10 protein-coding genes are annotated in these 12007 nt (G+C 63.6%); 2 read left to right on the forward strand and 8 right to left on the reverse strand.

Annotation, left to right across the window (positions count from 1 at the left end):
- Nucleotides 1-114 precede the first annotated feature (114 nt).
- The 6 genes from CLAC_RS10840 to CLAC_RS10865 all read right to left on the reverse strand — a co-directional run bounded on the left by CLAC_RS10840 (nt 115) and on the right by CLAC_RS10865 (nt 7172).
- Entirely contained in the window at nt 115-1002 is an 888-nt protein-coding gene (locus CLAC_RS10840; protein WP_082313375.1) for a sirohydrochlorin chelatase, read from the reverse strand.
- Nucleotides 1003-1035: 33 nt separating this feature from the next.
- Entirely contained in the window at nt 1036-2388 is a 1353-nt protein-coding gene (locus CLAC_RS10845) for a sulfate adenylyltransferase subunit 1 (RefSeq protein ID WP_053412932.1), read from the reverse strand.
- Nucleotides 2388-3350 (reverse strand): sulfate adenylyltransferase subunit CysD, encoded by a 963-nt coding sequence (gene cysD, locus CLAC_RS10850; RefSeq protein ID WP_053412933.1) that lies wholly within the window; start codon nt 3348-3350, stop codon nt 2388-2390. Before cysD ends, CLAC_RS10845 begins: the two co-directional genes overlap by 1 nt.
- Nucleotides 3351-3394: 44 nt before the next feature.
- Complete coding sequence (locus CLAC_RS10855; RefSeq protein WP_053412934.1) at nt 3395-4150, reverse strand: phosphoadenylyl-sulfate reductase; 756 nt, start codon at nt 4148-4150, stop codon at nt 3395-3397.
- A gap of 202 nt (nt 4151-4352) precedes the next feature.
- Nucleotides 4353-6029, reverse strand: a complete 1677-nt coding sequence (locus tag CLAC_RS10860) for a nitrite/sulfite reductase (protein ID WP_053412935.1) — start codon at nt 6027-6029, stop codon at nt 4353-4355.
- A gap of 159 nt (nt 6030-6188) precedes the next feature.
- The gene (locus tag CLAC_RS10865) at nt 6189-7172 is read right to left on the reverse strand and encodes a sulfite exporter TauE/SafE family protein (RefSeq protein ID WP_082313379.1); all 984 of its coding nucleotides are present in this window, start codon (nt 7170-7172) and stop codon (nt 6189-6191) included.
- Between the two features lie 214 nt (nt 7173-7386).
- Between CLAC_RS10865 and CLAC_RS10870 the strand changes: the two genes are divergently transcribed.
- Together CLAC_RS10870 and CLAC_RS10875 are read left to right on the forward strand one after the other, a co-directional pair.
- On the forward strand, nt 7387-8940 hold the full coding sequence (locus CLAC_RS10870) for an FAD-dependent oxidoreductase (protein WP_053412936.1): 1554 nt from the start codon (nt 7387-7389) through the stop codon (nt 8938-8940).
- Nucleotides 8941-9045: 105 nt separating this feature from the next.
- Nucleotides 9046-9549 (forward strand): phosphoribosyltransferase, encoded by a 504-nt coding sequence (locus CLAC_RS10875; RefSeq protein ID WP_053412937.1) that lies wholly within the window; start codon nt 9046-9048, stop codon nt 9547-9549.
- A gap of 4 nt (nt 9550-9553) precedes the next feature.
- Here the strand turns inward: CLAC_RS10875 and purT are convergent, their stop codons facing one another.
- A complete protein-coding gene (gene purT / locus CLAC_RS10880) occupies nt 9554-10777 on the reverse strand; it encodes a formate-dependent phosphoribosylglycinamide formyltransferase (RefSeq protein WP_053412938.1) in 1224 nt (407 codons plus the stop codon).
- Nucleotides 10778-10908: 131 nt separating this feature from the next.
- Entirely contained in the window at nt 10909-11958 is a 1050-nt protein-coding gene (locus CLAC_RS10885) for a nucleoside hydrolase (RefSeq protein ID WP_053412939.1), read from the reverse strand.
- Between the last annotated feature and the right edge of the window lie 49 nt (nt 11959-12007).

Consider the following 12007-nt stretch of genomic DNA (forward strand, 5'->3'; position numbering starts at 1 on the left):
GGCGTGCACGGTCACCTGTTGGCGCGAGATCATGTTGATGCTGCGCTATAGCGTACACACAACATGATCTCGCGCCGACAAGTGGCTTTCTGCGGTCTCGCGATGCGAATTTCCCTACGCCGCGGTCCCCTCCTCGGCACTCAAGTAACCGGGGCGCGCATCACTACGGGAGCCCTGAGTCGCACGAGTGCTCCACTCGCCCCGGCAGTCTCGTGAATCCCAGCGGCAACACACAATTGGGACAAGCAGGCTGCCGAGCGTCTCTCCGAAGGCGACCCGACCTCCTGGAGCTGCCGGTTCCTCCGAAGCTGACAGGTCGGCGCCCGCACCATCCACGCCAATCACGCCATCCAAGCCGCCTGTAACTTTGTCCCAGAGCAGCCCGGGCGCGGTGAAAAGCGGCACGACCACGAGGTCGCGGCCCCGCATCGCGGCCCTCCCCCGTGCGGCCTCGACCGCCGCGGCACCCTTGACCTGTTCGGGCCCGACGACGAAAGCCGCAGTAACCTGCCCCGGGAACATGCTGTCGAGGCCTGCGGCGAACTCGTGAACCGCCTGGTTAGCATCGACGTCGGAGGAACCGACGGCCATGATTAGGGCGTCGTTAGGCCCGGAGAAATTGGCCTCCTGGGCCGCCTCGACGATTCGCCGGACGACGGCGCGGCGGGTGCCGTCGCCAAGCCCCAGCCCCTCGGTGACGGTCACGTCGATGCCGTGGGCATCGCACTCGGAGACCTGGGCGGGGACGTCGATTCGGGCGTGAAAAGCGTTCGTGAACAGCAGCGGAACAGCCAGAGCGGAGCGCTCTCCGGACGCGGCCAACTCCGCACAAATGGTATCGAGGGAGGGCTCGTCCAGGTCGAGCCACGCCAGCCGCACCTCGCTCGGCCCACCGCACGACGGCGACGGCAGGGACTGCCGAACCTGCTTTACGACGCCGTCGAGCACCGACCCCGTCTGATCGTGGCGGGATCCGTGGGCAAGCAAAATCAGTGCGGTCATGACCGTGGCCTCCTGTTTATCGAGTGTCGCTCACTAGCTGGTTGCGCCTCGGACCAGGCCTGCGGTCAAGCTGTCGCCGGTGCCCGGCTCGATGAGAAGGAAGGCGCCGACGCGGCCGCCGACTCGGTACGGGTCGACCGGCAGCGGCTGGGCCAGCTCGACGGTGACCTCGGCGACGTCGTTGACCTGCAGCTGATCGGCAACGCCGGTGGGTGCGCCGGTCTCGATGTCGATGAGCGCATCGACCGAAGCGATGCGGCCGCGGACCAGCGCGGCGCCGTAGCGGACCTCGACGACGCGGCCGACTGCCAGCGGCTTGTCGGACAGGTGGACCGCCACGGCGGAGAATCGGCGGGTGTCCTCCGGACGGTCGGCGGCGGCATCAGCACCCGCACTGTCGCCGGCACCAGCACCCGCACTGATCAGGTCGCCGCGCGCGAGGTCGAACTCAGTGTCCAGACTGACTGCCACGGACTGGCCTGCAACGGCGGATTCGACGTCCTCGGCGGCGACGGTAATGCGCGTGACCTGCGCCTCGCGACCGCCGCCGACTGCGACGGTGTCACCGATGCGGACGGAGCCGGTGGCGATGCGACCGGCATAGCCTCGGTACTCGGTGGCGTGGTCGCGGATCACGTAGTCGATGGGAAGGCGCAGCGCACTTTGCGCGTCCTCGGCCAAGTCAGCGCCGATGTCGAGGTTTTCCAGCAGCTCCAGCACGGTCGGCCCGGAGTACCACGGGGTGTGCTCGGAAGCATCGACGATATTGTCGCCGACCAGCGCAGATACCGGCACTACGAAGGTGTTAGACAGCCCCAGTCGCTCAGCCAGCGCATGCACGTCGGACTCGATTGCGCGGAACGCCTCCTCGCTGTAATCCAGCAGATCAATCTTGTTGACCGCGAAGATCACGTGCCGCACTCCCAACAGGGACGCCACCGTCGCGTGGCGCTTGGTCTGCGTGACGACGCCGTTACGCGCGTCGATAAGCACAACCACGGCCTCAGCGGTGGACATGCCGGTGACGGTGTTGCGGGTGTACTGCTCGTGGCCCGGGCAGTCGGCGAGGATGAAGGAGCGGACGTCGGTGGCGAAGTAGCGGTAGGCAACGTCGATGGTGATGCCCTGCTCGCGCTCTGCGCGCAGGCCATCGACCAGCAGGGACAGGTCCGGGTTCTCCTGCCCGCGAGCCTGTGAGGAGGCGACGACCGCCTCATACTGATCGGCGAGGATGTTCTTAGTGTCGTGCAGCAGGCGGCCGACGAAGGTGGACTTGCCGTCATCAACGGAGCCTGCGGTACACAGTCGCAGCGTGCGGCGGGCGCGGGTGGCGCGGTCGGCGGTAACCAGGTGCGCAGTATTCACGGTCTCGGTGCGGGAGGGCATCAGAAGTATCCTTCCTTCTTGCGATCCTCCATAGAGGACTCGGACAGTTTGTCGTCTGCGCGGGTCGCGCCGCGCTCGGTCAGCTTCGAGGTACGCAGTTCCTCCATCACCTCGGCGATGGTGGAGGCGGTCGACTCGACCGCGCCGGTGCAGCTCATGTCGCCGACGGTGCGGTAGCGGACGGTGCGAACCTCGAGGGTCTCGCCGTCGCGGGGGCCGCCCCACTCGCCAGGGGCGAGCCACATGCCACCGCGGTTGAATACTTCGCGCTGGTGGGAGTAGTAAATCGGCGGCAGCTCAATGTCGCGGGCCTCGATGTAGGCCCACACGTCCGCCTCGGTCCAGTTGGAGATCGGGAAGACGCGAACGTTCTCGCCCGCCGCGTGGCGGCCGTTGTAGAGGCCCCACAGCTCCGGGCGTTGGCGACGCGGATCCCAGCCGCCGAAGGAATCGCGCACGGAAAACACGCGCTCCTTGGCGCGGGCCTTCTCCTCGTCACGGCGGGCGCCACCGAGCACGGCGTCATAGCCCCGGTCGGCGATGGTTTCCACCAGCGGAACGGTTTGCAGAGGATTGCGGGTGCCATCGGCACGCTCGGTCAGAACCCCGCGGTCGATCCAGTCCTGGACGTGCGCGACGTGGAGATTAATGCCCGGCTGCGCGGCGACCTTATCGCGAAACTCGATGACTTCGGGAAAGTTGTGGCCAGTGTCGACGTGCAGCAGCTCCAGCGGGACGCCCGCCGGGGCGAAGGCTCGCTTGGCCAGCTCCAGCACGAGCACGGAGTCCTTGCCGCCGGAGAACAGCAGCGCCGGCTTGTCGAACTGCCCCGCGGTCTGCCGGATAATGTCGATTGCCTCGGCCTCGAGCTCTGCTAGTCGCGGGTCCAGGGGCTTGTTCTGCTTGCCGACGGCACCTGCGTGGTCTCCAGGAGAGGTGGTCACGGTGGTTGGGCTAGTCATGGTGTGGCTATCTCTTCTTAAGTCGTTGATCTTGATGGAAGCTTTTACAGGTGCAGTCCGCACTCGGTCTTCTCGGAGCCGGCCCAGCGCCCGGAGCGGGGGTCGGCGCCTTCTGCGACGCGGGCGGTGCAGGTGGCGCATCCAATGGAGGGGAAGCCCTGCTTCGTCAGCGGGTGCACGATCAGGTCGTGGGCTGCGATGTAGTCCTCGATATCCTGGTCGGTCCAGGCGGCCAGCGGGTTAAGCTTGATGCGGCCGGTCTTGTCGATCTCCAGGACCGGAGTGTTAGCGCGGGTCGGGGCGTCAACGCGCTTGAGTCCGGTGACCCAGCCCTCGTAGGGTCGCTTGACTGCGGCGAGCGGCTCGACCTTGCGCAGTGCGCAGCAGCGGGTCGGGTCGGTCTTGTAGAGGTCGACGCCCTCCTCAGCGTCCTGCTCGGCGCGGGTGCGCTTAGGGACGATGGACAGCAGCCGGTTACTGTAGCGCTCGGCGACCTGATCTGCGACTTCGAGGGTCTCCGGGAAGTGGTAGCCGGTGTCGAGGAAGATGAGGTCCGCGTTCGGGGCGTGCTTTTCCGCGAGGTCGGCCAGCACGGTGTCCTGCATGGACAGGGTGACGGCCAGCGGGGTGCGCAGGTGCTCTGCTCCCCACTCGAGAACCTCGCCTGCGGTGGCGCCCTCCAGCTTGGAGCCGTAGTCCAGGGCCAGTTCCATCAGGCGGCGAGCCGTCGCCGGGTCGGAGAGAACGTCGTCGTCGGCAAGCGCATCAGAGGTATTAACGGTAGTGATTGCCGTGCTCATGAGGCCACCTTTCTGTCTATATGCCCGTGCAATTTCACTGTGAATACGCGACAGCACTCACGGCACTGCCAGGCGTAATCGGTCTCCATGTCGGGCCAGAGGTCATCGCCACCGCAGTAGGGGCAGTGCATGATGGCACCACGATTGGGGTTCGGGTGAGCACTACGCCCGCCAACACCTAGGTTCGCTTCACGGATACTGGTCACTGCAGGTCCCCCTCGTCAGCACGGGCGACCCATTCGCGGAACTGCTCGCCCTCGGTGCGCTGCGCCTTGAAGTTGGTGACCAGGCGCTCGATGTAGTCAGTCAGCTCCGCGGAGGTAACCTTGTGCCCACGGAGTTTACGGCCGAAGTTCGCGCCAAGGCCCAGCGCACCACCGAGGTGAACCTGGAAGCCCTCGACTCGGTTTCCATCGGCATCGGTGACAATCTGCCCCTTCAGGCCGATGTCCGCAATCTGGGTGCGTGCGCAGGCATTCGGGCAGCCATTGAGCGCAATGGTAATCGGAACATCTAGGTCCTTAAGACGACTTTCGAGCTCACCGACCAAATCGATGGCGCGCTCGCGAGTGGTGACCAGCGCCAGCTTGCAGAACTCCAGTCCGGTGCAGGCCATGATTCCGCGGCGGAATGCAGATGGGGTCGCGGACAGTCCGATGCTATCCAGCTCTGCGAGAAGGGAGTCGACCTGATCGTCCTCGACGTCGAGGAGGATGAGCTCCTTCATCACTGTGGTGCGAATGCGGCCGACACCGTGGCGCTGCGCGATATCCGCCAGCTTGATCAGGTCGCTGCCCGGCACGCGGCCGACGGCGGGCTTGACACCGACGTAGTTGCGGCCGTCGGCCTGCTTGTGGACTCCAATGTGGTCGCGGTCCTTCTCATAGGCTTCCGGAGCCGGGCCGTCGATAAGCTTGCGCCCAAGGTAGTCGTCCTCGAGGACCTGGCGGAACTTCTCGATTCCCCACTCGCCCACCAGGAACTTCAGGCGGGCGCGATTGCGCAGACGGCGGTAACCGTAGTCGCGGAAGATCCGGCACACACCAGCCCATACCTCCGGAACCTCGGACTCCGGCACCCAGGCGCCGAGGCGCTGGCCCAGCATAGGATTTGTGGACAGGCCACCGCCAACCCACACGTCGAATCCAGGGCCGTGCTCTGGGTGGTTCACACCGACGAAGGCGACGTCTTGAACCTCGTGGGTGACATCCAGACGCGGGGAGCCGGACACGGCCGACTTGAACTTGCGCGGCAGGTTCGAGAACTCGTCCCCCGCCAGGTACTCCTCTTTGATGCGGCGGATGGCGTCGGTGCCGTCAATAATTTCGTCGGCGGCGACGCCTGCGACCGGGCTGCCGAGGATAACGCGAGGCACATCACCGCAGCCGAAATGGGTATCCAGACCGACCTTTTCCAGGCGGTCCCAGATCTCCGGCATGTCCTCGATGCGAATCCAGTGCAGCTGGACGTTCTGGCGGTCGGAGAAGTCCGCGGTGTCGCGGGCGAAGTCGCGGGAGATCTCACCGATAGCCCGGATGCCCTCGGTGGTGGTCTGGCCACCGTCGAGGCGGATGCGGAGCATAAAATACTTGTCCTGCAGTTCGGCGTTGGTCTTGACGCCGGTATGCTCACCGCCCATGCCCTGCTTGCGCTGAGTGTAGAGGCCAATCCATTTAAAGCGTGGTGCAAGGTCCTCGGCGGGGATGGAGTCAAAGCCCTCTTTGGCGTAAATATCCAGCACTCGCTGCTTTACAGCCATGCCGGCATCTTCTTGCTTAATGCGCTCATCGTCGTTCAGGGGCTCTTTGCCATCGACGAGCCACTGCCCTTGTGGCTTAGGCGCGCGCTTACGACGGGCTGTTTTGGTTGGTGCGCTCATGGGATTTGGGGAATCGCTTTCCTCATCGACTGTGATTCAAGCGACGATCAATCGTGTCCCGATTGACGCCGACTAAAATCTTGATGATTTTCAACGGGATATTTTATAGACTAAACGGTCTATATTTTTCTGGAGGCCACTTTAGACTGACTGGTCTACCTATTGCAACACCGAGGGTTCAGCCCCTGCACGGGAGCGCCCCTCAACAGCGCCATTTCCGTCGCCCTGTTCACCTTCCGACGACGCATCCCCAGCTTCCGACGCCACCAGCTCAACCCGGCGACGAAGCGCGCGGAGAGTATCATGCGAGCGCGCCCACAAGACAAGCGAAACGATTACGGCAACCCACGCAATAAGTACGCCCGCCAGGCCCCAGCCGGGGATAACACCGGACAGCAACGTTCGGACATTGAGACCTACGAGCACGCCACCAATAACAATGCCCAGCAGGCGTGGATTGATTCGCCCCACCAAGTACGCCGCCAGCGGAGCGGCAATAACCCCTCCGACAAGCAGCCCAATTACAGGTGCCGCATGCTGCGCAAATTCTTCACGCAGCATTGGAAGAAAGCCCACGACCGCAGCGGCAGAGACCAAAAACTCCGCAGCAGAGACCGTACCGATAACCTTCCGCGGCCGATCCGCCTCAGCACTGAGCAGCGTAGAAGTTGTAATCGGCCCCCAACCGCCACCACCAGTGGAATCGAGAAGACCGCCAAGCAGCCCCAATGGCGCCAGCTTCTTCACACCCCAGCCGCGCGCTTTTCTATTCCTTCCAGCAAGGAAGGCGAAACGAATCACCACCCAGAGGCCAAGACCGAGAAGAATTGCAGAAGTCACCGGTTTAGCAGCATCACCATCGAGCCCCGACAGGAAGGTCGCGCCACTAAACGCACCGATAGCACCGGGAACTCCAAGGCCAAGTGCTCGCCGCCAATCGACATTGCCGAAGCGCCAGTGGGAAATTCCCGACACCAATGTGGTTCCAACCTCAGCTACATGCACGACAGCCGAGGCAGTGGCGGCGCCAGTACCAGAGAGAATAAACAGCGTGGTCGCAGTGACACCGAAGGCCATGCCCAGGGTCCCATCAACTAACTGCGCACCCAGACCAATGAGCACGAAGACAAGAAGCTTCTCCATGGCAAGTCCTCCTATCGCCACAGCCGGCACTCGACCGAAAAGATCAAGCACACCCGCCAAACACTGAGAAGCGAAAGCGGAAATCAGCTAGATCCCAACTGCTGCAACGAGTTAATTTGTTGCGTTTCATAGACTAGGTTGTCTATATTCTGTTGGAGCACAGCATAGACCGAATTGTCTATAACAAGCAATCCAAAAAGGAAGATTTCATAAAATGTCCGCCGCAGACGACGCCGTAAACCCCTCAACGAAGCCCACCAAATCAGCAAAGATCGATTCCACCAACCCTCTGACAGGCTTGACTGACGCCGGTCAGAACCAGCTGCGAGTCGCAGTCGTAGGTTCCGGCCCTGCCGGCATTTACGCCTCCGATGCGCTGATGAAGTCGGGCCGCGACGTGTCCATCGACCTCTACGAGCGACTGCCCGCGCCCTTCGGCCTGATTCGCTACGGTGTCGCACCGGATCACCCGCGCATCAAGGGCATCATCAAGTCGCTGCACCGTGTGCTGGATAAACCGCAGGTTCGACTGCTCGGCAACGTAGACGTCGGAAAGCAGGTCAGCGTCGAAGAGCTGCGCGATTACTACGACGCCATCATCTTCGCCACGGGCGCGACCGGAGATCGTGACCTAAATATTCCGGGCTCCGACCTACCGGAGCACTACGGTGCGGGCGAATTCGTCGGCTTCTACGACTCGCACCCTGAGTTCTCCCGCGAGTGGAACCTCAACGCGGAATCCGTCGCCGTCGTCGGCGTGGGTAACGTCGGCCTCGATGTCGCACGTATCCTCGCGAAGACTGCGGATGAGCTCCACGTCACCGAGATTGCTGACAATGTCCACCAAGGACTGTCCAAGAATGCAGCCAAAGAGGTTCACGTCTTCGGCCGCCGCGGCCCTGCACAGGCTAAGTTCACGCCGCTAGAACTGAAGGAGCTCGATCACTCCGACACGATTGAAGTAGTTGTTAATCCGGAGGACATCCAGTACGACCCCGCCTCCGAAGAAGCCCGCCGCTCCTCGAAAATCACGGATCAGGTCTGCACTATTATCGAAAACTACGCCATCCGCGAGCCCAAAGGGGCCCCGCACAAGCTGTTCATCCACTTTTTCGAGGCCCCTGTGGAGATTATCGGCGAGGAAGGCCCCGACGGTACCCGCCACGTCTCTGCAATTCGAACCGAGCGCACCGAACTCGATGGCAAGGGCGGAGTCCGCGGCACCGGCGAGTTCACCGATTGGCCGGTCGGCGCTGTCTATCGCGCTGTCGGATACCGCTCGGATGCTATTTCCGGAATTCCCTTTGACCAAGCTACTCACACAATCCCCGATGCCGGCGGACGCGTGCTCGATGACGTCGACGGCAACCACCTGTCCGGTCTCTACACCACTGGCTGGATTCGCCGCGGACCCGTCGGCCTGATTGGCAACACGAAGGGTGACGCGAACGAAACTGTCGGCAACCTCATCGAAGACTGGGAAGCCGGACGTCTTGATACTCCCGCCAAGCCGACAACCACCGCAGTCGACGAGTTTTTGGCTGCAAAAGGCCTACACGTGACGACGTGGGACGGTTGGTACGCTCTAGACGCCGCCGAGCGCGCCGCCGGTGAGGCCGAGGGCCGCGAGCGTAAGAAGCTCGTCGAGTGGGAAGACATGGTCGCAGCCTCCACCGTGGCACCTGAGGAACCGGACTCCGAGGAAGTCGCCGAAGTGGTCCACGAGGCTGTCAATGAAGCGGTGGAAAAGGCCGCGGTTAAGGCGTAGAAACTGAGCACAGCGGCCTAAAGGCCACGCTGAAAGCCCGAGCATCCCGCGCAAGCAGGTGTGAGGAATGTGCACGCCAGCAAGCGGAGAGATTAGAGTTAGAACATGGCTTATCATGCAGACTCATCCGACCTGGACGTCAAGGAAGTTCTCACCTGGGACGGCTTCGGCGTGGCCTCCCGCGAACTCGCACAGACCATCGTTGACTCCGGCTTCGAGCCGGAGATCATCATCGCCGTCGCACGCGGTGGCCTCCTCCCCGCAGGCGCCCTCAGCTACACCATGGGCGTGAAGCTTTCCGACGCTATCAACGTCGAGTTTTATACCGACGTCGCGGAGACCCTCCCCGACCCGGTGCTCCTGGAGCCGCTGCTCGACGTCGAGTCAATTTCCAACCGACGTCTGCTGGTCGTCGACGATGTCGCCGACTCCGGCCGCACCCTGCACCTTGTGCTGGACCTGCTGCGCAAGTACGGCGCAGAGGTTCGCTCCGCGGTCCTTTACGGCAAGTCCCGCTCGGAGATCTCACCGGACTACGTCTGGAAGCACACCGACGACTGGATCGTTTTCCCCTGGTCGGCCGAGCCGCCGGTGACGAAGTCCAAGTAGCTGGTTACTGCCCCAGCTCGACTACCTTCACCTTCGACGCGGCCTCTGCCGCGCGCTCGCGCGCCGCGTCAACCGTATCTGCGGTAGATACCGCGACGCCCATGCGACGGCGCGGGCCCGCGACCGGCTTTCCAAAGATACGAACGTCGGTCTCCGGGATAGCCATGGCCTCAGCCAGCCCCTCATAGCCCGGCTGCTCGATGTCTGCTCCGCCGTAGACGACGGCAGAGGCGCCAGGGGAAACCAGGGTGACGTCGATAGGAAGCCCCAAGATAGCGCGAGCGTGCAGCTCGAACTCGGAGAAGCGCTGCGAGCCCATGGTGACCATGCCGGTGTCGTGCGGGCGCGGGCTGACCTCGGAGAACCACACCTCGTCGCCGCGAACGAACAGCTCGACACCAAAGATGCCGCGGCCACCCAGCGCATTGGTGATGCGCGCGGCGACGGAGCGGGCGTTATCCAGCGCGTCCTCACTCATCGCGGCCGGCTGCCAGGACTCCACGTAGTCGCCGTCGACCTGGCGATGCCCAATCGGCTCGCAGAACCAAGTCGCGTCCTCCCCGGTATTGGGATCGATGGAGCGAACGGTCAGCAGCGTGATTTCGTAGTCGAAGTTGACGAAGCCCTCCACGATGACGCGACCGGAGTCCACACGGCCACCGCTCATCGCGTACTCCCACGCGCCCTCGATGTCCTCCGGGGTGCGCAGGGTCGACTGCCCCTTACCCGACGAGCTCATCACCGGCTTGACCACGCAGGGGAAGCCGATCCGCTCAATGGCGGCGGAGAACTCCTCGAAGGTGGAGGCAAACTCGTAGCGCGACGTCGGCAGGCCGACCTCCTCCGCCGCGAGCCGGCGGATGCCCTCGCGGTTCATGGTCAGCTGCGTGGCCCGCGCCGTTGGGATCACGGTTACGCCGTTGGATTCGTCCGCCTCGATCTCAGCGAGGGCGTCCGTCGCCAGAGCCTCAATTTCCGGAACGATGAAGTGTGGCTTTACCTCGTCGACCAGCGCACGCAGAGCCTGCGGATCGGACATATCCAGCACGTACGCGAAGTGGGCTACCTGGTGTGCGGGAGCGTGCTCGTAGCGATCCGCTGCGTGAACCTCCACGCCGAGGCGTTGGAACGCAATCGTCACTTCCTTGCCCAGTTCACCCGAGCCGAGTAGGAGGACCCGAGTGGCGCTCGGCTGATAGGCAGTTCCGGTGGACTGAGGGGTAAACATCGAGGCGGGCTCGCTTTCTTCGTGTTGACACCAGCGGACGTGCCTGCGGGGAGGCACTCAGGCTTCCAGCATACGGCCCGGCGCGACTTCACTGGGAACAGGCAGGTGCCGACCGGGGTAGCAAGTGAGCGCTAACGCGCGATGAGGCGGATAACGCGGATAAACTCCGCTGCCACTGCATCCCGGTTGGCAGCGACAACGACATCGGCCTCCGCCCCCGCGCCATCCAGCATAATCTGCCCACGTCGGGCCGGCTGCAGCCCGAAAGTCCGCTCATCGACGCCCGCCAGTCTGCGCCGCTCTATCCTGCCGCCCAGAACGGGCAGCTTTCCGACGGCCACCATTGCGGCGAAAAGATCGTGGACCTGCGCCTTGTAGCCGACCCCGACCCACTGGTGAAACTCGAAGTAGAAATTCAGCGCGCGCCGCAGCACACGCAGCAATTCCGGCTCCATTCCGGCATCGCGCCAGGTTTCGATGTCTGCGTCGTTGATGGTGATGGTCTCGGTGATGTTCAGCGGGGCGAGCATCGGAACCGGCGCGCCCACGGCCGCTGCGATGCTGCGCACCGCATCTTGCGGGCGTTCGACGCTGACGGCACTCGGGGTGCCGAATACTTTGGTGACGGCGGTGGGGTCGACCCAGAAGTTCCACTCCGAAAACTCGGTGACGTTGCCCGGGTAGTCCAGCGCACCACCCATGATGGTCACGCCGTCTAGCTGTCGCATCAGCTCCGGGTATTTCTTCAGCGCAGCCACGTACGTTGTCATCGGCCCTGTGACCAGGAGGTGAACCCTCTCTCCTGCCGAACGCGCCTGCTCAATGATGCGCCGCCACAACGCTAGCGGGTCTGTCGCACCCGCCCGCCCCGGCTCATAAATCACGCCCGGGGGCGCCAGGTTGTAGCCCAGGCCGAAGGGCCCGTGGGTCTCGGGCGTCGTGGTCAGCTCACGGTCGGCGGGGCCCTCGAAGCCGCTGGCGACGGGAACCTCAGGGCAGCCGCAGAGATCCAGGATGTACTTGGTGTTGCGGGCCGCCCATGCGGCGGTGGTGTTACCTCCGGAGCAGGTCACGCCCACTAATTCAATCTCACCGGCTACGTGCAGCCCCGCCAGGTAGACCAGGGCTAGGCTGTCATCGATGCCGGTGTCGACGTCGGCAAGCACTCTCAAACGGGTCATAGCCACTAGTGTGGCATGACTCGAAGATGGCCTGCCGGGCGTCCCTCGG

The organism is Corynebacterium lactis RW2-5, assembly GCF_001274895.1.
In the GTDB taxonomy this organism is placed as follows: domain Bacteria; phylum Actinomycetota; class Actinomycetes; order Mycobacteriales; family Mycobacteriaceae; genus Corynebacterium; species Corynebacterium lactis.